The organism is Blautia luti (assembly GCF_033096465.1).
GTDB classification, from domain to species: domain Bacteria; phylum Bacillota; class Clostridia; order Lachnospirales; family Lachnospiraceae; genus Blautia_A; species Blautia_A luti.
This window is the reverse complement of the sequence record NZ_AP028156.1, coordinates 1,449,922-1,473,748: the sequence shown is the minus strand read 5'-3', so window position 1 is coordinate 1,473,748 and position 23,827 is coordinate 1,449,922. Positions and strand designations below refer to the sequence as shown.

Here is a 23,827-nt window from a genome sequence, read left to right as displayed (position 1 = left end):
CACTAGTTTCCTCCTTTCTCATACTGGAATGCACATAAACCGGCGTTGACACCGTTTGTCATGGCATTCGTTGTGATTGTGGCACCACTTAAAGCATCGATCTGATTATCTGCTGTGGCACCTGTTTTTGTATATTCAAATTTGTCTACTTTCTTATCTTTGAACTGATCCTTAAATGCATCTGTGTTTGCTCTCATACCAAGACCTGCGGTCTCACCGATGGAAAGAATAGAAATTCCATTTAAAGTACCGTCATCCTGGATACCCATTGCAAACTGGATATCTCCGCCGTAACCTTCAGAAGTGGTTACTGTAAATGCATATCCCAGTTCATTGCCGGAAGCATCTTTTGCAAGCATGGTCTCATCGATAGACTGTGCTGCATATCCGTTTTCATCCAGATAAGACTGCAGTGCGTCTGCGTCTACATCTACCACATCAAAGCTGTCAGCATCTGCAAATACAGCTTTGTAAGCGTCCTGTTTCGCCTGTGCTTCCTGTTTTGCAATCGGATCAGCTGTAATATCCTGGACTACACCAAGGGCAAGTCCTGCCACCAGTGTGATCACTGTAATGGCGATGGTATCTTTGATAATTCTGTTACTCATGCTTTTTTGCCCCCTTTCCCAAATGCCGGGTGACGAGTCACACGTTCGATCATTGGAACTAACAGGTTGCAGAAAATAATCGCATAGGATACACCCTCTGCGGAGCCGCCGAAAAGACGGAAGATTGCAGTCAGTACACCAAGACAGACACCATATACATACTGTCCTCTGGGTGTGATCGGTGTTGTGACATAGTCTGTTGCCATGAACCATGCACCAAGCATAAGACCACCACCGAAGATGTGGCTGAACAGATAGTTCACATCAAATCCCCTGCCTGTTCCAAGCATATACAGAATTACAAATACTGCAAAAGATCCGATATAAGTAAGCGGAATCTTAAGGTCGATTACTTTGTAAACCAGAAGGATTGCCGCACCGATGAGGATTGCGATCGCTGAAGTCTCACCGATTGTACCCTGGATATCACCGATAAACATATGTAATACGGATACAGAACTGTCTGTAAATCCATTCTGTTTCAGCGCTGCCAGAGGAGTTGCACCGGAAACAGTATCTACTACGCCTCTGAAGCTGTCACTTACTGCGAAATCTGTCATCTTTCCTGCGAAAGAGATCATCAGGAAACATCTTCCTGCAAGTGCAGGGTTCATAAAGTTCTGTCCCAGACCACCGAAAAGCTGTTTTACAACGATGATCGCAAATGCACTGCCAAGTACAGGCATCCAGAGAGGAATTGATGCAGGCATATTTAATGCAAGTAATAAACCTGTAACAACTGCACTGAAGTCTGTAATAGTGTTCTTCTTGTGCATCAGCTTGTCATAGATCCACTCAAAGAATACACTGGAAGCAACAGTAACTACTACTACCAGTAAAGCACGAATGCCAAAATTATAAATTCCAAACAGTGTGGTCGGCAACAACGCCAGTGCCACAAGCTGCATGATTTTGCTTGTTGTCATCTTATCCCGGACATGGGGATTGGATGATACATGTAACATCTGATCCATTATGATGTCCCCCTTTTACTTTTTCTTACGGCTTGCCAGAACCATCTTACGCATAGATTTGATCATCTGGGTCAGCGGACGCTTCGCCGGGCAGATATAACTGCAGCAGCCGCATTCACAGCATTCCATACCGTCAAACTTCTGGAAGCTTTCCATATCACCATGCTCTGCAAATGTTGCAAGTCTTGCAGGAATGATATGACCGGGACAGACTCCTACGCATCTGCCGCAGTTAATGCATGCGGTCTGCTCTGCGTCTGCCACGTCATCCTTCTCCAGACAGAGACAGGCGGAACTTGTCTTGATACATGGTACATGAGTATCGTACATAGCGAATCCCATCATAGGACCACCGGAAATTACTTTTGATACATTGTCTGTCAGTCCGCCGGCAGCTTCGATCAGCTCTGCCATATCTGTTCCTGAAAGAACATCAAAGTTCTGCGGATTCTTAATTCCCTGTCCTGTTACTGTTACAATACGATCCATAACAGGTTTTCCAAGGATAACGGCTTCATAAACAGCAATTACAGTATCTACGTTATCAACAACACATCCTGCATCTGCCGGAAGCATGGTTGAGTTGATCTCTCTGTCTGTAACAGCCTTGATCAGGAAACGCTCACCACCCTGTGGGTACTTGGTCATCAGCTCTGCAACTTCAATACGCGGAATATCTTTCACCATTTCTTTCAGCTTTGCAATACAGTCAGGCTTGTTATCCTCAATACAGATATATCCCTTTGCATTGTCAAAAAGCTTCAGCATAACACGTAAGCCCTCGATAAGTTTCTCAGAGTCATCCAGCATTCTTCTGTAGTCGCTGGTAAGATATGGTTCACACTCAGCACCGTTTACAAGAATATGATCGATCTTGTCAGGTTCCTTCGGAGCAAGTTTTATCTGTGTCGGGAATCCGGCACCGCCCATTCCCACAACTCCACCTTCTTTAATTCTTGCCAGAATGTCTTCTTTTGAAAGATCCTCCAGTCTTGCCGGAGTGTACTCTACGTTCTCATATTTCTGGTCATTTTCAATGATAATGGAATTGACCATAGATCCTGTTGCTGTCAGACGCGGCTCGATTCCCTTTACCGTACCGGAAACAGACGCGTGGATCGGTGATGAAACAAAGCCTGCAGCATCTGCGATTTTCTGGCCTGCAAGCACATGATCTCCTTTCTGAACTACCGGTGCAGCCGGTGCACCGATGTGCTGCGAAAGAGGATATACCATATCTCCCTTAGGCAGATATTTCACTACCGGACTGTTTTTGGATAATTCTTTTCCGTCATAAGGATGAACACCACCCTTAAAGGTTAAAATTCCCATTTCGTTCCCTCCTTTTTATATTAAGCATCTCAAGAGTATTTTTATTGTTACTGTTCTTTTGTGCGCTCAGTAACATATTTTTGTTTTCCATCTCTTTTTGATTGGCCTTTTCATAAATCATTCTATATCCAGATCCTTTGTCTTATATTAAGTACAGATCTCTGATATCTTATTTTTCTTTTCTGTTTCTGAGTTTCTTCAGATTATGTAATTTATATCCGCGGTTCAGGTTTGGATATGCTTTTACGAAACGCTGCATATTGTATCCGACCTTCGCTGCCATGGCTTCCTTCTTCTTCTGAAGTTCTGCACTGAATTCTGCTGCGATCGCTGCACGCTTCTGCTCCATTTCCTTAAGAACTTCTACATCCTCCAGGCGTTCCTTTACACTCTCAAGAGTAGCTTCCCTGGCAAATCCAACACTGGCAACTTTCTCGTGCATCCTGACAAGCATTTCGTCCTTTGCCTGCTCCATAGCTGCCTCGATGATCGGCAGTTTCTCGTGAATATGGAAAGCTGCTGCTACTGAGAAACTAAAGTCCACAACATAGCCGATTCCTATCACACATACCCCGATCTCCCCGATGAAAACCGGATATAATGCAACGATATACTCTACAATCGGGTGAAGCACCTTAAACAGAAGAACTGTAAAGAAGCCCCATCCAAGGGAAGCTCCCAGACAGATACGGCCCTGGAAGTTAAACTTATTATCACTGTAATCCCACCAGGACGTATGAAAAATCGACTCCATCAATACTGCAGTTACATATTCCAGTGCAGTCGCCACAACAACACCGCCAACATACAGCCACAACAGATTTCCACTGACAGGTCTCAGGATTGCGTAGACAGATACTGCCCCGCATCCGTATATGGTGCAGAACGGTCCGTTGATAAAGCCACGGTTTACATATTTCCCACTCTTTACAGACACGTAACAGGTCTCCCATACCCAGCCGAAGAAACTGTATATGATGAACCAATTAATGAGATGATAAAAATCAATTCCCAAAACAGATAAATCCCACATTCCTTTTCTTCCTTTTTTGCATAATTTTTTCAATTACAGTTATACTATAAAACATTTTCTGAAAAAAAGCACTACCCAAATTTTAATTTCTTGTGTATAATTAAATACAATTTAAGAAAGGAAAAAATCTTAACATGATTGTTAAAAAAATGCCCATTTTACAAGGGTTTCCAGACTTTGAGACTGTTAAATTTTTCACTGGTAAATCCTTCCAAAAATACAATTTTTCACCCGTTTTTTATGACATAGAAACCACCGGATTGTCCCGAAAATCCACATTATTGTACCTTATCGGAGCAGTTGGAATTGAAGATAAAACTTGGTATTTTCACCAGTGGATGGCCGAAAGTGACAAAGAAGAAGAAACAATTCTGAGAATTTTTTCACAATTTCTGAAACAGTACGATTTATTAATTTCTTACAACGGAGAACGGTTTGATCAGCCTTATCTGGAGGCCAGATATGAGAAATATGGGCTGCCCTCCCCCTTCAGCGGAAAAATTTCGCTGGATCTGTTTCTGACATTGAAACCTTTGAAGACACTTCTGAAACTGCCCGCTATGAAACAGCCATGCCTGGAAGAGTTTCTTGGAATCAAAAACAGAATTTATGACAATGGAAAAGAATGTATTCAGCTTTATAAAGATTTTCTGAAAAAGCGAGATGCCGTTATGGCAGAAGAAATTCTCGGACACAACCTGGAAGACGTGCTGGGACTTGGAAGAATTTTTGAAATGCTGGGATATCTGTGCATTTATGATTCGAAATACGAAGTTACATATGCAGAATTTGACGATGAAAATCTGATTCTGGAATTAACCCTCCCACGCAGACTTCCACAGAAATTTTCCAATGGAAATGAACAGTTCTATCTTACAGGCGAAGAAGAAAAAATAAAATTTATTATCAAAACAACCGACGGCAGACTGAAGCAATATTACTCCAATCCCAAAGATTACTACTATCTCCCTGAAGAAGACACTGTCATTCCAAAAGTCCTGGGATCCGGAATCGATAAGAAACACCGGAAGGCAGCAACCAAAGATACCTGCTACACCTGGTTTGCATGCTCCGATATTTTCCTGAGCGATCCGTTGAAACAGAAACAATATCTGGAACATGCACTTCCTTATTTGTTGAAAACATTAAAATAAATTTTTCCCTGAAAGCGGATTAAAAATTTCCAAATGGACCCCCTGTACATGTTGTAAATTGTACAGAGGGTTTCCACATTTTATTACAATCAGACGGATTGACTATATCATTAGCTTATATAACATAGCAGTCATATCTTATCGCCTTCCCCTTCAATATATAAGAAGGCTCTCTCCCTGCCAGATGCACGCTCTTAAGTGGACGCTTCACAATGATCTTCGATGGATTCACTTTTATAGCTGCATCAAAAAGATCCGTTTCCGCAGAACACGGCGGTTCCAGTTTCTGGATCAGCTGAAGTTTCTTATTGATCAATCCTGATTTTTGCCTGGCAGGAAACATGGGATCCAGATAAATCAGATCCACCGGATCCATCAGTCTGGACAGACATTCTACACTGTCTCCCTCCACCAGCTGCATCCTGCCTGCAATCTCTTTCAGTACCATATGTTTCTTCGCACGACGAAGTGCATCCTTTAACAGAGCAGCAATCACGGGATTCTGTTCATACAAAGTCACCTCATATCCATATGCTGCCAGAAGAAATGCATCTTCTCCCATACCGGCAGTGGCATCAATGGCTTTCAGATTTTCTCCCTCTGCTTTCGCCGCCCGGACCAGCATTTCATGCTGAAGCCTTCCATTGGTGACTCTATGAAGCATATTCTCGAAATCCCCCTGATATGTCAGCCCATATCCAGTCAAGGACACCCCTTTCGAATCAAATACAACCGTCAGCTCCTCCCCCGGTCTCTCCAGCACAGGCGCCCCCGTCCTTCTGGCAAAAGCCTCCGCCATTTCTCTCTGCCCGCCTTTTCCTATGTAGACGGTTACTTTATTACTCATAGTGTGATTCTCTCTTTCTTGTTGAATAGGAAACAACTTTTTAATCTTAAGACATATGATAACATGAATCTATTTTATCGTAAACTACTCTCTTTTTATAGATAGAGTTTGCTCGAAAGGTATATATGAATATTTTTCATAAAAACAACAAAAAACACCACCTCTGTATAAATTAAATTATACAAAGATGGTGTTGTTTAATTTCACCGCGATTCTATACTATATATAGAAATTATTCTTCAGTGCTTTCCTCAGCAGCCGGTGCCTCAAGAGCTTTCATGCTCAGGCTGATCTTCTTGTCTTCGCCGTTGAAGTCTACAACTTTAGCTTCGATTTCCTGTCCGATAGAAAGTACGTCTGCTGGTTTCGCAACGTGCTCTCTGGAAATCTGGGATACGTGAAGAAGTGCATCTACGCCAGGTGCAAGTTCTACGAATGCGCCAAAGTCTGTCATACGTGCAACTTTACCTTTTACTACGTTTCCTACAGCGAAATCCTCAGCTGCTGTGAGCCATGGATTCTCTTCCGGGAATTTAAGGGAAAGTGCGATTTTGTCTCCGTTGATCTCTTTAATGAGAACTTTAACTTTATCACCAACGTTGAATACTTTCTTCGGGTTCTCTACTCTGCCCCAGGACATTTCAGAGATGTGAAGAAGTCCGTCTGCTCCGCCCAAATCGATGAATGCACCGAAATCTGTAACGTTCTTAACAGTTCCTTCAACTGTATCGCCAACATGGATTTTCTCCATTAATTCTTTCTGTTTCTCTGCTTTCTCTGCAAGAAGAAGCTGTTTACGGTTACCGATGATACGGCGTCTTCTTGGGTTGAATTCTGTGATCACGAATTCGATTTCCTGATCTGCATACTTGGAAAGGTCTTTCTCATATGTGTCGGAAACGAGGCTTGCAGGAATGAATACTCTTGCTTCGTCTACGTTTACACAAAGTCCGCCGTCAAGTACCTGAGTTACAGGAGCTTTTAATACTTCCTGATTCTCAAATGCTTCTTCAAGACGTTTATTGCCTTTCTCTGCTGCCAGTCTCTTATAAGTAAGAGTAACCTGACCTTCACCATCGTTTACTTTGAGAACTTTTGCTTCCATTGTGTCGCCAACGTGAACAGCATCTGTAAGTACAAGGCTTGAATCGTTAGAGTATTCGTTCTTTGTGATAATACCGTCTGCTTTATAACCGATATTCAGAATAATCTCATCTTCTTTTACATCGATGACAGTACCCTGTACAATCTCTCCATTTCTGATAGTTTTTACGGAATCTTCCAGCATCTGTTCAAAACTTAATTCTGACATGTTCTTGAACCTCCTCAATAATTTTCTTTGGGGTGGAAGCCCCTGCTGTAATACCTACATAACTACTGCATTGGAACATTTCAGAATCCAAGTCTACAGGTGTTTGTATATAGTAAGTATTTCCACATTCCTTTTTACATATTTCAAACAGCTTTTGAGTATTGGAACTGTGCCGGCCACCTACGACCAACATAGTGTCTACCTCTCCGGCTATGTTTTTTGCTTCTTTCTGCCGTTCTTCGGTAGCATTACAAATAGTGTTTAAAATATTAAGAATATTTAAAACATTATTATCATACCTCTTTTTGCGGAGAATTTCAACTAAATCTTTAAATTTGTTGTAATTAAATGTTGTTTGCGACACAATACAAATTTTTTGGTCTGCAGGAGGTACAAAGGCCTCTGCTTCTTCCTCATTTCTGATCACTGTACAGGGACCCTGGCACCACCCGCAGATACCCTGAACCTCAGGATGGTCTTTATCACCGATGATGATCACATGGTTTCCGGCGAGGCTTTCTTTCTCTACGATACGGTGTATCTTCAGAACGAACGGACAGGTGACATCTACATAGGAAATACCTTTTTCTTTCAGTTTATCGTAGATTGGTTTTCCTACACCATGGGAACGGATCACCACAATTCCACTGCGCAGCTTTTCAGACGGAGCATCGATATCCTTTTCGCTGATCACCTGTACACCCTTTGACGCCAGGTCTTCCACTACTTCTTCATTATGAATGATAGGACCAAGTGTAAAAATTGGTTTCTCCGACTTTCCGATAAGCTCATATACTTTGTCTATCGCCCTCTGCACTCCGAAACAGAAACCTGCTGTCTCTGCTACCTTCACCTTCATGTTTATGCCTGCACTTTCTGTCTGTAAACATGAAGGATCGCATTTACCACTTCATCGATCCCCATTTCTGAAGAATCCACAAGCACTGCGTCTTCTGCCTGTTTAAGAGGAGAGATCTCTCTGTTCATATCACGCAGGTCACGGGCTACGATATCCTGGCAGATCTGGTTTATATCACAGGCAATCCCTTTCTGTTCGTACTCCAGAGCTCTTCTTTTCGCTCTGGTTTCAGGACTTGCTGTAAGGTAAATCTTTACTTCTGCATCCGGCAGGATGGTTGTGCCGATATCTCTTCCGTCCATCACTACATCATTGCTGGCTGCCAAAGTTCTCTGGAGTTTCAGAAGATGTTCTCTGACTTTCGGGTTTGCAGAACTTACAGAAGCCATATTTCCTACTTCTTCTGTACGGATCACCCCATTTACGTTCTCTCCGTTCAGGATCACGATCTGCTCACCGTCTTTATATTCAATAGAAATATCTGCTCCCTGACATTTCTCTGCGATGGCTTCCTGCTCATCTCCTTTGATGCCCTGGCTCAGCAGATAGTACGCCATGGCTCTGTACATGGCTCCTGTATCCACATAGATAAAAGATAATTCTTTCGCTACTTTCTTTGCAATTGTGCTTTTACCTGCTCCTGCAGGTCCGTCAATGGCGATATTACAGCCCATTTGAAGTTCCTCCTGATCTTTAATTATATTTTACGGATCACTCCGCTTTTTATTGATTCTTAACTCCCCATGTCCCGGGTTTTCAGGCGATTGCCTGTGCTGCCAGATAAGCGGTAGACCATGCGATCTGTAGATTATAGCCGCCTGTTACCGCATCCAGATCCAGCACTTCCCCTGCGAAATACAGACCTGAAATTTTTTTTGATTCCATAGTTCCGGGATTGATCTCTTTTACGGAAACACCACCTTTGGTGATAATAGCTTCCTTGAATTCTCCCATTCCTGTAATGGTAAATGGAAATGCCTTTATCAGATCTATAAAATGCTGTCTCTCTTCCCTTGAGATATCATGGATCTTCTTATCTGCAGGGATCCCGCCCAGTTCCAACATTACCGGGGTCAGGGATGAGGGAAAAAGTACTCCTATCACATTTTTAAACTGTTTATTCTGGCCTGACTCAAACTCTCTCAAAATCCTTGCATCCAGCTGTTCTCTTGTAAGGGCAGGTTTCAGATCCAGATATGCGGTCAGTTCACCATTGGGAGCTTTCGCCAGCTTGCTGCCGATATGGGCGCTGGCAGACAGGACCATAGGGCCTGTGACTCCGAAATGGGTGAACATCATTTCACCGAAATCTTCGTACAGTACTTTCTTTCCGTTCTTTATGGTAAGTCCCGTATTCTTCAGGGAAAGCCCCTGCAGTTTCGGAATATAGTCTTCTTTCGTCTTCAGTGGAACCAGAGATGGGCTGATGTCTGTAACTTTCAGCCCCAGTTCTTCCGCGAAGCGATAACCGTCTCCTGTAGAGCCTGTACTCTGATAAGAAAAACCGCCGGTAGCTACGATAACTGCATCGCCTTCCATAAAGGTACCATCTGCCAGAATTACACCTGTAATTTTTTCTTTCTCTATGCCAGTCTCCGGATCAGAGATCCGTTCTTTTACTACTTTTTTTACAGCTGTATGAAGATGAACCCTGGCTCCTGCTTTCTTCAGTTCGCGCTCCAGGGCACGGATAATGTCTGAGGAATGATCAGACTGTGGGAAGACGCGGTTTCCTCTTTCCACCTTCAAAGGAACACCTGCTTCTTCAAAGAAGTCCATAACGTCCTGTGGACCGAATGAATAGAATCCGCTGTAGAGAAACTTTGGATTACTCATTACTGCCGGGAAGAGTTCTTCTGTATCACAGGCGTTGGCTACGTTACATCTGCCTTTTCCTGTAATAAAAACTTTCTTTCCCAGTTTCTCATTTTTCTCTAATATATGAACTTCATGATGGTTCCGGGCTGCGAAAACTCCCGCCATCATTCCGGCCGCTCCGCCGCCGATGATCAAAACTTTACTCATGGAATGTCCTCCTAGTATTACATTCCTCTATCATAACGCAAAGGAGCCTGCATGCGCAAGCTCCTTTTTTCGTTTTGACATATTTAATTAGTCAAGCGGATATTCGCAATCCGCTTCGCTACTTGCTCATAACCGAATAACTGCTCCGCAGTTTATCAGAAGGAGCTTGCACTCCTTCTGATACAAGCAAGTCCCCACCCACTGCTTATTGCTTTTCGCAATTGAAGCAGGGGACTTACTTGATTCGGTTAAACTGGATATGCTCCGTTCTTCTTGTCTGCTGCTGTCTCATCAACTTTTGTTTTCTGAGCCTGACGGTATTTGAAGAAGTCCATAGCTACCTGTGGGAACAGTGCGTATGTTAATACGTCCTCATCCTGTTCCTTGTACTGAGCCATTTCGCTCTCAAGTTTCTCAAGTTCGTTGTCAAGAAGATCTGCAGGACGGCAGGTGATCGGTTTCTCATCGCCGATGCACTTCTTCTGCACTTCCGGATTGAACGGTTTTACAGTTGCGCCGTATTTTCCTAACAGGATATCCTTTGTTTCTTTTGTAACCATTTTGTATCTCTCGCCCATAAGTACGTTGAATACAGCCTGTGTACCAACGATCTGGGAAGACGGAGTAACAAGTGGCGGTTCACCAAGGTCTTTACGTACACGCGGAACTTCCTCGAGAACATCGTAGAATTTGTCTTCTGCGTGCTGTTCTTTCAGCTGAGAAGTCAGGTTGGAGAGCATACCGCCCGGTACCTGGTACAGTAAAGTCTTGATGTTAACACCAAGATTCTTCGGATTGAGCAGTCCGCTGTCAAGAGCTTCGTCACGGATCGGACGGAAGTAGTCAGCGATCTCAGAAAGAAGTTTCTGGTCGAATCCTGTGTCATATGGTGTTCCCTTGAATGTCTCAACCATAACTTCAGTTGCAGGCTGGGAAGTACCCAGTGCGAATGGGGACATTGCTGTATCGATGATATCTACACCAGCTTCTACTGCTTTTAAGTAAGTCATGGAAGCTACACCTGATGTGTAATGTGTATGAAGATCGATCGGGATCTTAACTGTTTCTTTTAATGCTGTAACAAGCTCTGTAGCTTTGTTTGGAAGGAGAAGACCTGCCATATCTTTGATACAGATGGAATCAGCGCCCATATCTTCGATACGTTTTGCAATGTCTGTCCAGTATTCCAGTGTGTAAGCATCTCCTAATGTGTAGGAAAGAGCTACCTGTGCATGAGCCTTCTCTTTGTTTGCAGCGCTTACAGCTGTCTGAAGGTTACGAAGGTCATTGAGGCAGTCAAAAATACGGATGATATCAATTCCGTTTGCAGCAGATTTCTGTACGAAATATTCTACAACATCGTCTGCATATGGACGGTATCCAAGGATGTTCTGTCCACGGAAAAGCATCTGAAGTTTTGTGTTCTTGAAGCCATCACGTAATTTACGAAGTCTTTCCCATGGATCTTCGTGAAGGAAACGAAGGGATGCATCGAATGTTGCACCACCCCAGCACTCTACTGCGTGATAGCCGACTTTATCAAGTTTATCTACGATCGGAAGCATCTGTTCTGTGGTCATACGTGTTGCGATCTGAGACTGATGAGCATCACGGAGAATGGTTTCCACAATTTTAACAGGTTTTTTCTCTAATTCTGCCATTATTATATCTCCTTATATAGTTCTGTAAAAATCCTGAAATTCTCCCGCTTTTACCGCATACTGCGGTAAAGGCAGAAAAATGATTGATTCAATTATACACCAAAAATAGCCATGAATGTTCCGGCTGCTACGGCTGTACCGATAACACCGGCAACGTTCGGACCCATTGCGTGCATCAGAAGGAAGTTTGTAGGATCTGCCTCTGCACCCACTTTCTGGGATACACGGGCTGCCATAGGTACTGCGGATACACCTGCGGAACCGATCAGCGGGTTGATACGTCCGTGAGTCAGTTTGCAAAGCAGTTTACCAAGCATACATCCACCGAATGTACCGATTGCGAATGCAACAAGACCTAAAACTACGATCTTCAGAGTATCTGCATTTAAGAATGCTTCTGCACTTGTGGAAGCACCTACAGATGTACCCAGAAGGATAACTACGATATACATCAGGGCATTGGAAGCTGTTTCTGTCAGCTGTTTTACAACGCCGCACTCTCTGAACAGGTTACCAAGCATGAGCATACCAACCAGAGGAGCTGTTGTAGGCAAGATCAGACAAACAACGATTGTGATAACGATCGGGAACAGGATCTTCTCCAGTTTGGAAACCGGACGAAGCTGATCCATTTTGATCTTACGTTCTTTCTCTGTTGTGCAGAGTTTCATGATAGGCGGCTGGATGATCGGAACCAGTGACATATAGGAATATGCTGCCACTGCGATCGGTCCCATCAGTGCAGACTGTCCCAGTTTACCTGCAAGGAAAATGGAAGTCGGGCCATCAGCACCACCGATGATGGAGATTGCTGCTGCTGCTTTTCCGTTGAATCCAAGGAAAATTGCAAGGAAGTAAGCTGCATAGATACCAAGCTGTGCTGCTGCACCCATCAGGAAGCTGATCGGGTTGGCGATCAGCGGACCGAAGTCTGTCATGGCACCTACACCCATGAAGATCAGGGATGGTAAGATACTCCACTCATCAAGGATGTAGAAATAATGAAGAAGTCCACCTACACCATTGGACATATCTTCCGGATTTGCCATAATGTCCGGATAGATATTTACAAGCAGCATACCGAATGCGATAGGAACAAGCAGAAGCGGCTCGAATCCTTTCTTGATAGCAAGGTAAAGGAATACGCAGGCTACTGCGATCATCAGGTAATTGCCCCATGTCAGATTAAAGAATGCTGTCTGATGAATCAGGTTGGACAATGTTTCTGTTACATAAGACATTTGACTACCTCCCGTCTTAGTTCATTGTTGCTAAAGTATCTCCGTTTTCTACAGAGGCACCTTCTGCAACATCAATGCTTGCAATGGTACCGTCCTGAGGAGCTACTACAGGGATTTCCATTTTCATGGATTCAAGAATAACTACGCTGTCTCCGGCCTTTACTGCCTGTCCAACGCTTGCTGCTACTTTGACAACTTTTCCTGGTACGGAAGCAGTTACTTTCACTGAACCTGCGCCTGCTGCAGGAGCTGCTGCTTTTGGTGCTGCTTTCGGAGCTGCCTTAGGTGCTGCAGCTGGAGCTGCTGCCGGAGCGGATACGCTTCCTGTTTCTTCAACAGTTACTTCATATGCTGTACCGTTTACTGTAATTGTATAGCTTTTCATTTTAAAATCCTCCTAAACGATTCTTTCAATTATCTTCTATTTCTTTTTACTTTGCGGATGGAACGAACTACGAATCCGTCTGTTGTAGTTCCTTCTGCTGCTGCAATTGCTGCTGCGATAACAGCTACCAGTTCTCCGTCATCTGCAAGGTTTTCTTCTGCTGCCTGTACTGCTGGAGCTGCTGCAGCTGCTTCTGCTTCTTTTACTTCCTTAGCTGCTTTGGCTTCTGCTGCTTTCTTTGCTTCAGGATTCGGGATGAATCTGAACAGAGAGATCAGAAGACTTAATAAAATCAGCATTACGAATACAGTTCCAATACCCATCAGAGTGTTAAGTCCTGCTCTCTGGAGAGTTTTTCCCATGCCGTACTGTACGTCTACAGACAGGGAAACAGGTGTTCCTGTAGAATCGAATACATAAACAAAGTTTGCATCTGCTTTCTCGAATTTCACAGGAACTGTAACTGTGTACTGGTCATCCTTTAAAGTTACAGAAGTTTCGCCATTTTTGTCCTTCTTTGATCCAAGTTCATCTTTGGAAGACTGCCAGGACTGCATGGCACTTGTAGTAAAGTCGTCTCCTGAATTCAGGTAATTCTCAATATCTGCATCTGCCAGTCCGATGATGGTATCTGTAAGACCCTCAGCGGTGTTTACCAGTGTGTTTTTTACAGAGTCATCAACCTTATCAGCAGCAAATACCATGGAAGTACTGCCGATGATCAGTGCAGCCATTACGAGAAGTGCCATGCAGACAGAAGTTATTTTTTTGAATGTCTTCATATGCTTCACCTCGCTTAGACCGTTCCGTGTTTCTTAGACGGACGATCTTCCCTTTTTGTGAACAGCATTTCAAATGCACCGATTACATATTTTCTTGTGTCAGCCGGGCTGATCACAGTATCAACATAGCCTCTTTCAGCTGCAGAAGCGACACCATTCTGAAGTTCTCTGTACTGAGCAGCTTTCTCGTTTAATGTAGCAGCGTCAGCATCTGCATACATGATCTTTGCAGCGAGGGAAGCATCCATCATACCGATTTCTGCGTTATCCCATGCATATACAAGATCTGCACCGATGGATTTGCTGTTCATTGCAACGTATGCTGTACCGTAAGCCTTACCGATCACTACGTTTACCTTCGGAACTGTAGCGTCTGCAAATGCAGCAACCAGTTCTCCGACAGATTTCGCCATCATCTTCTCACTGCATACAGTGGCTTTGAAGCCTGTTGCATTGGTAAGAGTCAGTACCGGAATATCAAAAGCATCACAGAATTTCACGAAATCAGCTGCTTTTCTTGCACCTCTTGCAGAGATGGTTCCGTCAAATTCTTCTGTCTTATTGCCTTCAGCATCGTATACTTCACTTCTGTTCGCAACAGCACCTACAGTAGCTCCGTTTAAGCGGACAAATCCTGTAACCATGTCTTTCGCGAAATCAGCTTTTGTCTCAAAAAATACGCCGTTGTCAGCAATCTGTGACAGAGCGATTGCTGTGTCACCTGCACAGTTCGCAAGATCTGCACATACACGGTTCAGATCATCTGTGCATTCTGTGTAGTTATCTGTATCTTCGTTATTAGAAGGAAGAAGTGATACTAAAGAACGAATCTGGCCAATGATTTCTTCTTCTGTACCAACACCATCGATCACACCTGTTTCAGCACTCTGGAATGCTGCAGCTGCTGTGTCGCATTTGTCTTTGTTATTTCCTTCCAGTGCGTTTGGTGTATTGATGAACATTTTTCCTTTTTTCTCTTCTACAAATGTGAAATCTGTAAGAGCAGGAATAACTGCCATACCACCGCCACAGGTTCCGAATACAGCTGTGATCTGCGGAACAACGCCGGAAGCCAGTGTCTGTTTCAGATAAATCTCGCCAAAAGCTTCCAGAGCATCTGTAGCTTCCTGAAGACGGATACCTGCGCAGTCAACCAGTCCGATAACCGGTGCACCTGTTTTCATTGCCAGATCATAAAGTCTGGTAATTTTCTTCGCATGCATTTCACCAACAGTACCGTTTAATACAGATGCATCCTGGCTGTATACGTAAACCAGTTTGTCATCGATTACGCCATATCCGGTGATAACACCGTCAGATGGTGCTTTGTTTTCAGTGATGTTGAAATCTGTAGATCTGGCTGTTACGCTCTGACCGATTTCGACAAAACTGTTTGCGTCAAGCAAAGAAGTAATTCTTGTGCCTGCTAAGCTTTGTGTTGCATTACTCATTCTTGTTTGCCCTCCATCTTTATGAGAATTTTTAAAAGTTAACCCAAAAATTTAGCCGATTATAATTCTACCTTTTTTGGAAGGATATTTCAATAATTTTTTGACTTTTTTGTTAAAAAAATGGCAGAAAGTTAAAAAAGCCTGTTTTATCCGGCATCTTTCACTTAATAAAACATATTTCTATTTTCTGACCTGAACAGCATATCAAGCATACCAGATTTTTTCGAAAAACAATAGATTAATTTTATTATATAGCAGGTATTATCAATTAGATTTACGGAATGCTTTGTTATATAATTAACATATCAAAGAAATCCAGTAAAAAATCCAGGAGGAAACGCATAATGAAAAGCAATTATCAGCATATTTTCACACCACTTACAATAAAAAATATGACTATCAAAAACCGTATTGTTATGATGCCTATGGGAACTAACTACGGAGAACAGAATGGAGAAATGAGTTTTCTTCATATCAATTATTACAAAGAACGCGCAAAAGGCGGCACCGGTCTGATCATCGTAGAGAACGCAAGTGTAGATTCTCCGCAGGGTTCCAACGGAACTACTCAGCTTCGTATTGACCATGACAACTATCTACCACGTCTGTACAAATTTACAGAAGAAATTCACAAATACGGTACCTGTGTTGCAATTCAGATCAACCATGCAGGTGCTTCCGCAGTTTCTTCCCGTACAAATATGCAGCCGGTTTCCGCATCTGATGTACCTTCCAAAGACGGCGGTGAAATCCCGCGTCCGTTAACTGTAGAAGAGATCCATCATATTGTAAAGAAATACGGAGAAGCAGCCAAGAGAGCTCAGGCAGCAGGTTTTGATGCAGTAGAAATCCACGCAGGGCATTCCTATCTGATCAGCCAGTTTCTCTCCCCTCTGACAAACAAACGTACTGATGAATTTGGCGGATCTGTAGAAAACAGAACACGTTTTTGCCGTATGGTCATCGAAGAAGTAAGAAAACAGGTTGGACCATTCTTCCCGATCCTGCTCCGTCTCAGTGCAGACGAACTGATGGAAGGCGGAAACACTCTGGAAGATACTCTGGAATACCTTGAATATGTACAGGACGAAGTTGATATCTTCGACGTTTCCTGCGGTTTAAATGGTTCTATCCAGTATCAGATCGATGCAAACTACATGAAAGACGGATGGCGTTCCTACATGCCAAAAGCTGTCAAGGAAAAATTCGGCAAGCCATGTATCTCCATGGGTAACATCCGTGACCCGAAGGTTGCTGAACAGATTCTTGCAGACGGCGATGCAGACCTGATCGGTATGGGACGTGGCCTGATCGCAGAACCTGCATGGGTAAACAAAGTTGCTGCAGGCAAAGAATGTGATCTTCGTAAATGTATCTCCTGTAATATCGGATGTGCCGGAAACAGAATCGGCTTCAACCGCCCGATCCGCTGTACTGTAAACCCATCCGTACTTGAAGGCGATGTTTATAAGAAACAGCATGTAAATAAAAACTGTAACGTTGTAGTTATCGGCGGTGGTACTGCCGGACTGGAAGCTGCCTGTACAGCCGCTGAAGTAGGCTGTAACACTTTCCTTTTGGAAAAAGGCGAAACTCTTGGCGGTCTTGCCTCTATCATCTCCAAGATTCCTGCAAAGAAACGTCTGGCTGACTTCCCGAACTACCAGATCCACAGAGCAGAGCAGCTTGACAACCTTTACATCTTCAAGAATACAGAAGGAACACCGGAAAATATCCGCAAGTTCCATCCAAACCTGATCGTAACCTCCACTGGTTCCGCACCACTGCTTCCTCCGATCAAAGGTCTTCATGACCGTATCGATAAAGAAGGCGGCAAAGTTGCTTCTATCCTTGGAATGATCAACCATATCAACGACTATCCGGAAGATATGACAGGCAAGAAAGTTGTTGTTGTCGGCGGCGGTGCTGTTGGTCTTGACGTTGTAGAATTCTTCGCAGCAAGAAATGCTGAAATCTCTATTGTAGAGATGATGGATCAGATCGGACGTGACCTTGACCCTGTTACAAAGAATGATATGAAAGATCAGATGAAGAAACACCATGTAGCTCAGCTTACAAAAACAGCCCTTCAGGAAGTAAAAGACAGCTCTTTCCTTGTAAAAGATGCACAGGGCGAGCGCGAACTTCCATTTGACTATGGCTTTGTATGTCTTGGTATGAGAGCTCAGGGACAGCTTTATACAGAACTGGCAAATGCATTCGCTTCCGAAGATATAGAAATTCTGAATATCGGTGACAGCAAACGTGCAAGAAGAATCATCGACGGAACTATGGAAGGAAGAAATATCCTCAACACACTTTCTCTGATGGGATATCTTCAGTAAAATACTTTACAACAAATTACGAAAGGAGCTATTATAATGGCTGAAAGAATTACCGGACATACTGAATTAATCGGTCTGATGGCTTACCCGATCCGTCACTCCAGCTCTCCTGCAATGCAGAATGAGGCTTTTGCAAAACTTGGGTATGACTACGCTTACCTTGCATTCGAGGTTGGTGCAGATGAAATCGAAGACGCAGTAAAAGCGATCCGTACGCTGAAAATGAGAGGTTCCAATGTTTCCATGCCGAACAAAACTCTGGTTGGAAAATATCTGGATGAGCTCTCTCCTGCAGCAGAATTATGCGGTGCCGTCAACACGATCGTAAACGACAATGGTCATCTTACAGGCCACATCACAGATGGTATCGGATTTATGTCTGCTCTGAAAGACAACGATATTGATGTGATCGGAAAGAAAATGACAATCGTCGGTGCAGGCGGCGCTGCTACTGCTATCGAGATCCAGGCTGCATTAGACGGTGTTGCTGAGATCACAATCTTCAACCGCAAGGATGAATTCTGGGATCGTGCAGTATCCACAGTAGAGAAGATCAACGCAAAGACATCCTGCCATGCAGTTCTTTATGATCTGGCAGACCTTGATAAACTGAAAGCTGAAATGGATGACAGTTTCATTTTCGTTAACGCTACTGGCGTTGGAATGAAACCATTAGAAGGACAGTCTGTTGTTCCTGACAAATCCTATTTCCGTCCTGAACTGATCGTTATCGATGTGCCTTACTCTCCACTGGAAACAAAGATGCGTTCCATGGCGAAAGAAGTAGGCTGCAAGACAATGAACGGTCTTGGAATGATGTTATTCCAGGGTTCTGCTGCATTCGAATTATGGACAGGCGAACCAATGCCGATCGAGCATATGAAAGAGATCCTTCACATCTCCTATGATGACTGATTTTAAAGGTATCTCATTCCAGTATCAGGCTTAGTCTTCTGATACCGGGATTTGATATAGGCCGCTTTTACAGACTGCTGGGGATGTGCCATATATAACTCCGCGCAAAGTGTACATGTCCTGCTGTCTGTTTTAGCTGCAGATATTAATTCAATTCGGCTATTCTTAATATAAGAAATATGAGGATGAGAAAATGAACACAGTTCAGGTAAGAAATATTGTGATCGGTGAAGGCAGACCGAAGATCTGCGTTCCGATCGTAGGAAAAAAAACAACAGACATTCTTGAAGAAGCAAAAAAGATCACTACTCTTCCAGTTGATGTGGTTGAATGGCGTGTAGACTGGTTCGATGATGTCTTTACTACAAAAAAGGTATTAGAAACAGCCAAAGCACTTCGAGATGTTTTAAAAGACATTCCGGTTCTTCTTACTTTCCGTACTTCCAAAGAAGGCGGCGAGAAAGAAATCTCTGTAAGCGATTATGCTGCTTTAAATATCGCAGCTGCTCAGAGCGGTTATGTAGATTTAATCGATGTAGAAGCATTTACAGGTGACGATGTCGTTAAGACGATCATCGATGCTGCTCATGAAGCAGGTGTAAAAGTAATTGCTTCCAATCATGATTTCTTTAAGACTCCGGAGAAGGATGAAATCATCAGACGCCTCCGCATGATGCAGGATTTCGGCGCAGATATTCCGAAAATTGCAGTTATGCCTACCTGCAAACAGGACGTTCTTACACTGCTTTCTGCTACTCTGGAAATGTCTGAAAAATATGCAGACCGCCCGATCATTACTATGTCCATGGCAGGAACAGGCGTTGTCAGCCGTCTGACAGGTGAGACATTCGTCTCAGCTCTCACTTTCGGCGCTGCTTCCAAGGCTTCCGCTCCTGGACAGATCGGTGTGAATGAATTAAAACAGGTGCTGGATATTATTCACAGCAGCTTATAATTTCAGGTAATCTGACCGTGATCCGGTCAAATTATATATTATTTTAGTCAAATACTCCTTAAAATTTTGACAAAACCTACTCCGTTTAAAGGCCAGGAAGTACCGCTCTTCCTGGTCTTTTCATTTTCTGAAAAGAGTTCAAAAAAAGAACTCCGGTTACGAGATTCTCTTTTGAACTCTTTGACTATTTTAGCGCTTTCTTCTCAAATGGGCTCCAGTTTGACAGGAAAATGTTCAGTCCGAAGCCGACTGCCAAAGCCCATGCAGATGCCCATGCAGTTCCCTGTGTGGCAAGGACTGCTGCCATTACACCTCCGATCATCTTGTCCCGGTCACTCTTACAGTAATCCATACCAATCCTTGCACATACAAATGCCTGGAACATCAGAGTAATGGATGATCCAACACCGAAGATCGGGCGGAAGAAACTTACTACCGGAATGATCAGAACACTTAAGAAGGTAGCCAGGCGGAAAGAGGACATTCCTCCAAGAAGGGATTTCATCGCTTTCTTTCCTTCTTTGTAACGCATGGATACAGATACTGTCATTCCAACCCATAACGGACCTGAAAGTGGCGGGAATGGTGCAATGACAGAAAGGATCAGGTTTCTCAGACCGCTGACCAGATTGGAACGGCTGGAATTGAAATCAATATACTCATCATCACGTGCCTGTCTTGCCTCTGTTACCAGAGTCTCTGTTGTAACAAAATCACCAAACGCAATTACATAGCATACCAAAGCAAGCGGTAATGCTTTAATATACATGGATAATGGCGGGATTCCCACACCGAAGATACTTACCTGATCAATGATCTCTTTAAACTGCGGAATCTTGATAAAAGTTCTGATCTCCAGTCCCGGAGCATCCAGTTCTCCCACCAGAAGTCCCACTACCATAGCGATCAGATATGGGAAAAGGTTGCCGTATCTTGCCACAAAGTCAAGGAATTTGTTTGTCTTTCTCTTCTCCTGATATTTATCAGAGAAACTGATCAGGATCAGTAGACCAACACCTGCTACAATCGCCAACGGATATTTGTGCATGTTTCCGCCTTCCCCAAGCTGTCCGGCCATAACTGTAACAGGAGCTGCCAGAAGGATACCGCCCTTGACAGAATCCGGAACTGCATGAACAAACTTATCAGCGAGCTTTGTGATACCCATAAATATGAATACAAAACCTACCAGCATCTGCAATGCGATCATTGCCTGTATTCGTTCTTTTCCCATAGGGAAACCTTCCAGGAATACAATGGTCAACGGCAGTGTCGGTGTGATCCATCCCGGTACGACCGGATCACCCAGAAAACTGTGGAGCAGATAAAGAAATGTCTCAATAATTACACAGCTCCATGCCAGTTCATAAGGAAGCCCCAGATACTGTTCCAGATAAGGAACGGCAGCCAGTGCTGTTACGCCCAGGATCAGACCCTGAATGAACTCAACAGATTCTATCTTGTAGTGAATAAACGGAAGTCTTATCTGAAATGGTCCAAAGGGGATGTAGGGCAGTTCATTTTCTCTTCTTTGTGTTCTTGTATGCGCCATACACATTCTCCTTTTCAGTGAATTGTTAGATTATTTCTATATTTTTTGATGTGTTTTCTATCTTTTTTGTTAATTATTAAACAATCTGATTGAAAAAGAAATCCAATCCGACCGGAAAATGAATTTGAAGCTTGTAACGTCCAAACGTATCTTCGGTTGGATTGGATTTCAACATCATGGGATTTCTGTATCTTATTTGTTTCTGTAACTTACTTATTTCTGTTCTTCTTTACAAACAGTGCAAGTAAAATACCGCAGATAGTCACCGCCATGTTCAGAAGCAGGATCATTCTCGGTGCGCCGCTTCCGCCTACTTTGGTAATGTATCCGGCAAGACTTAAAATTGTGTAGTTTGCGATACTGGATGCGATCATTACCAGAGAGGTTGCTGTTCCCTTGTTCTCAGGGAAGAACTCTGCTGTAGTGGAAACTGCCAGCTGAAGTACACCACCGGCGCCTGCATAACCGATAACAAAACCGCCTACCAGACAGATAAACGGAGCTTGGATAAAGTAGCAGAGCGCAAGCATAATGGTAGAGATCAGCGGATAAATGATCAGTACATTGATCTCTTTTAAGCCTTTCTTAATGAAGGCAGCAGTTGCAAGGATTGCAGCTGCGGTTCCCAGTGCATACAGAGACTGGATTTTGGATGGATCTGACATTCCATAGGAACGTGCAAGCTCCTGGTTGCAATTGAGCCACAGCATGAATGTGGAAGAACTTGTAAATCCGATCAGGATTGCTGCGATCGCTGCAGGAGAAATCCTGTGTCCGGATTTCTTTTTCTCAGTTTTTGCTTGTGCAGGTTTCTCTCTCTTAGGAAAAGGAAGGATCATGATCAGGATTCCGTCGATGAAGATCGCAATACCTGCAACAATAAAGATTGTCTTGTATGACATATTTGCAGATGCTACGATACCGATCAGGAACGGAAGCAGGAACTGACTCAGACAGATGGAGAACTTTGTAAACAGGTTCGCTACTGACGGATTGTTTACATAGATTTCCATACATGTCGGGCTTACACAAGTATCAAGGAAAGAGTTTGCGATTCCACCGATCACTGCAAATGCATATCCCATTGCCATGGATGTGGAATTGGCCATCCCAAAGAAGTATGCCACATAACAAAGCACACCTATAATTCCGCTCAATCTTCGTCCATATTTGTCAGACAGAGGACCGGAGAAAGGAAGGGAAATCAGACGTCCCAGTCCAAGTGCCGCAATTACAGATACTACCATACTTACATCCAGAGTACCATCTGCCAGAGTCTTGGCACCCCAGGCAGCAGCAAACTCCGGTTTGTACTGCCCAAGGATAGAAGCACCGATTCCATGGATGAAATAGGTAAAATATGCTGCAAGAGAGGTGAAAATGAGCATTTTGTTTGTTTTCTGTTTCATTTTAATCTCCTACAATTTAAGATGTTTTATCTTGATCCATGAAACCTGATTCATGAATCCTTTCTGATAATTATTTGTTTTCGTTTTCTGCCTGGAATTTCTGGTATTCATCAGTTGGCATTTCCAATCCTGTGTAAAGTTTATAGGACTCAGCGCCCTGCCATAACAGCATTCCTTTTCCGCCGATCGCAAGCTTGCAGCCTGCTTCTTTTGCTTCTTTTACCATTCTCGTTTCAGCAGGATTGTAAACAACATCTGCTACTACAAGGTCAGGGCGGAACATGGATTTGTCTTTGATCAGAGTTACATCTTCATGAGGCTTCATTCCTGCAAGTGTTGCATTTACAAGGATATCTGCTTTTGCTACTTCTTCTTTCAGTTTTGCCTCATCTGCCAGATCAAATACCTGAACTTTGCATTCCGGTGCTTCTTTTTTCAGCTTCTCTGCTGTAGATTCTGCACGTGTAAAGAATGAGTCCTTCGGATTGAAAATGGAAATGGATTCTGCACCGTCTAATGCGCACTGTACCTGGATTGCTGTTGCAGCTCCGCCGGCACCGAGAACTACCATTTTTTTACCTTTCACATCAACGCCGTGCTCTTTTAAGTTGCGGACAAATCCGATACCATCTGTGATGTGACCGATGAGCTTGCCATCTTCGTTTACGATCGTGTTAACTGCACCGATAATTCTTGCAGCTGGTGAAAGCTCGTCCATATGTTTTGCAACTTCGTTCTTGCATGGCATAGTTACGTTTGCACCTCTCATTTTGAAAAGACGCATTGCATCCAGAGCAGCCGGAACCTGGTCTTCCTTGATGTCGAATGCCATGTAAGCATAGTCAAGGTTGTGATAACGGAAGCTGAAGTTGTACATTGCCGGTGATCCTGAATGTCCTACCGGGCTTCCGATGAGTGCCATTAATCCTGTTGTTCCTTTGATTCTCTGTTCCATTTCCTTTTTGCCTCCTGAAATATTTTTGTCAG

Annotated in this window: 21 protein-coding genes; 4 read left to right on the top strand and 17 right to left on the bottom strand. The window is 43.5% G+C overall.

Going from position 1 to position 23,827, the window contains the following annotated elements; genetic code table 11:
* Positions 1-2 precede the first annotated feature (2 nt).
* The 4 genes from R8695_RS06860 to R8695_RS06845 form a co-directional block, all read right to left on the bottom strand.
* Positions 3-608 (bottom strand): RnfABCDGE type electron transport complex subunit G, encoded by a 606-nt coding sequence (locus R8695_RS06860; protein WP_154779987.1) that lies wholly within the window; start codon positions 606-608, stop codon positions 3-5.
* The gene (locus R8695_RS06855; protein WP_154779988.1) at positions 605-1,582 is read right to left on the bottom strand and encodes an RnfABCDGE type electron transport complex subunit D; all 978 of its coding nucleotides are present in this window, start codon (positions 1,580-1,582) and stop codon (positions 605-607) included. The genes R8695_RS06860 and R8695_RS06855 overlap by 4 nt, the downstream gene beginning before the upstream one ends.
* A 15-nt stretch (positions 1,583-1,597) precedes the next feature.
* Positions 1,598-2,914: an electron transport complex subunit RsxC gene (rsxC, locus tag R8695_RS06850; protein WP_154779989.1), complete on the bottom strand. Its 1,317-nt coding sequence runs from the start codon at positions 2,912-2,914 to the stop codon at positions 1,598-1,600.
* 169 nt (positions 2,915-3,083) lie between these two features.
* Entirely contained in the window at positions 3,084-3,947 is an 864-nt protein-coding gene (locus R8695_RS06845) for a putative ABC transporter permease (RefSeq protein WP_118509023.1), read from the bottom strand.
* Between the two features lie 134 nt (positions 3,948-4,081).
* Here R8695_RS06845 and R8695_RS06840 point away from each other — a divergent pair, with 134 nt between their 5' ends.
* On the top strand, positions 4,082-5,101 hold the full coding sequence (locus R8695_RS06840; RefSeq protein WP_154779990.1) for a ribonuclease H-like domain-containing protein: 1,020 nt from the start codon (positions 4,082-4,084) through the stop codon (positions 5,099-5,101).
* 115 nt (positions 5,102-5,216) lie between these two features.
* On the opposite strand, the gene R8695_RS06835 is transcribed toward R8695_RS06840, so the two are convergent.
* From R8695_RS06835 to R8695_RS06790, 10 genes are all read right to left on the bottom strand, one after another.
* Positions 5,217-5,948 carry a class I SAM-dependent methyltransferase gene (locus R8695_RS06835; protein ID WP_154779991.1) on the bottom strand — a complete coding sequence of 244 codons (732 nt, stop codon included), beginning with the start codon at positions 5,946-5,948 and terminating at the stop codon, positions 5,217-5,219.
* 232 nt (positions 5,949-6,180) lie between these two features.
* Complete coding sequence (rpsA, locus tag R8695_RS06830; RefSeq protein WP_118509026.1) at positions 6,181-7,260, bottom strand: 30S ribosomal protein S1; 1,080 nt, start codon at positions 7,258-7,260, stop codon at positions 6,181-6,183.
* A complete protein-coding gene (ispH, locus tag R8695_RS06825) occupies positions 7,241-8,119 on the bottom strand; it encodes a 4-hydroxy-3-methylbut-2-enyl diphosphate reductase (protein ID WP_154779992.1) in 879 nt (292 codons plus the stop codon). The genes rpsA and ispH overlap by 20 nt, the downstream gene beginning before the upstream one ends.
* 2 nt (positions 8,120-8,121) lie before the next feature.
* Positions 8,122-8,793: a (d)CMP kinase gene (gene cmk / locus R8695_RS06820; protein WP_154779993.1), complete on the bottom strand. Its 672-nt coding sequence runs from the start codon at positions 8,791-8,793 to the stop codon at positions 8,122-8,124.
* An 82-nt stretch (positions 8,794-8,875) separates the two neighbouring features.
* Positions 8,876-10,144, bottom strand: a complete 1,269-nt coding sequence (locus R8695_RS06815) for a BaiN/RdsA family NAD(P)/FAD-dependent oxidoreductase (RefSeq protein ID WP_154779994.1) — start codon at positions 10,142-10,144, stop codon at positions 8,876-8,878.
* Between the two features lie 248 nt (positions 10,145-10,392).
* Positions 10,393-11,805 carry an oxaloacetate decarboxylase subunit alpha gene (locus tag R8695_RS06810; RefSeq protein WP_118509030.1) on the bottom strand — a complete coding sequence of 471 codons (1,413 nt, stop codon included), beginning with the start codon at positions 11,803-11,805 and terminating at the stop codon, positions 10,393-10,395.
* Between the two features lie 92 nt (positions 11,806-11,897).
* Positions 11,898-13,046, bottom strand: coding sequence for a sodium ion-translocating decarboxylase subunit beta (locus R8695_RS06805; protein WP_119233584.1), 1,149 nt, complete (start codon positions 13,044-13,046; stop codon positions 11,898-11,900).
* Between the two features lie 16 nt (positions 13,047-13,062).
* Positions 13,063-13,431: a biotin/lipoyl-binding carrier protein gene (locus tag R8695_RS06800; protein WP_118509031.1), complete on the bottom strand. Its 369-nt coding sequence runs from the start codon at positions 13,429-13,431 to the stop codon at positions 13,063-13,065.
* A 29-nt stretch (positions 13,432-13,460) separates the two neighbouring features.
* The gene (locus R8695_RS06795) at positions 13,461-14,213 is read right to left on the bottom strand and encodes an OadG family transporter subunit (RefSeq protein WP_167515458.1); all 753 of its coding nucleotides are present in this window, start codon (positions 14,211-14,213) and stop codon (positions 13,461-13,463) included.
* A gap of 14 nt (positions 14,214-14,227) precedes the next feature.
* Positions 14,228-15,664 (bottom strand): acyl-CoA carboxylase subunit beta, encoded by a 1,437-nt coding sequence (locus R8695_RS06790; RefSeq protein WP_118509032.1) that lies wholly within the window; start codon positions 15,662-15,664, stop codon positions 14,228-14,230.
* A gap of 344 nt (positions 15,665-16,008) precedes the next feature.
* Between R8695_RS06790 and R8695_RS06785 the strand changes: the two genes are divergently transcribed.
* From R8695_RS06785 to aroD, 3 genes are all read left to right on the top strand, one after another.
* Positions 16,009-18,009: an oxidoreductase gene (locus R8695_RS06785; protein WP_154779995.1), complete on the top strand. Its 2,001-nt coding sequence runs from the start codon at positions 16,009-16,011 to the stop codon at positions 18,007-18,009.
* Between the two features lie 36 nt (positions 18,010-18,045).
* On the top strand, positions 18,046-18,924 hold the full coding sequence (locus tag R8695_RS06780) for a shikimate dehydrogenase (RefSeq protein WP_118509034.1): 879 nt from the start codon (positions 18,046-18,048) through the stop codon (positions 18,922-18,924).
* Between the two features lie 193 nt (positions 18,925-19,117).
* Positions 19,118-19,879, top strand: coding sequence for a type I 3-dehydroquinate dehydratase (aroD, locus tag R8695_RS06775; RefSeq protein WP_154779996.1), 762 nt, complete (start codon positions 19,118-19,120; stop codon positions 19,877-19,879).
* Between the two features lie 184 nt (positions 19,880-20,063).
* On the opposite strand, the gene R8695_RS06770 is transcribed toward aroD, so the two are convergent.
* From R8695_RS06770 to aroE, 3 genes are all read right to left on the bottom strand, one after another.
* Positions 20,064-21,431 carry a SulP family inorganic anion transporter gene (locus R8695_RS06770; protein ID WP_154779997.1) on the bottom strand — a complete coding sequence of 456 codons (1,368 nt, stop codon included), beginning with the start codon at positions 21,429-21,431 and terminating at the stop codon, positions 20,064-20,066.
* Between the two features lie 209 nt (positions 21,432-21,640).
* A complete protein-coding gene (locus R8695_RS06765; protein ID WP_154779998.1) occupies positions 21,641-22,840 on the bottom strand; it encodes an MFS transporter in 1,200 nt (399 codons plus the stop codon).
* Between the two features lie 70 nt (positions 22,841-22,910).
* Entirely contained in the window at positions 22,911-23,795 is an 885-nt protein-coding gene (aroE, locus tag R8695_RS06760) for a shikimate dehydrogenase (RefSeq protein WP_154779999.1), read from the bottom strand.
* Positions 23,796-23,827: the final 32 nt, after the last annotated feature.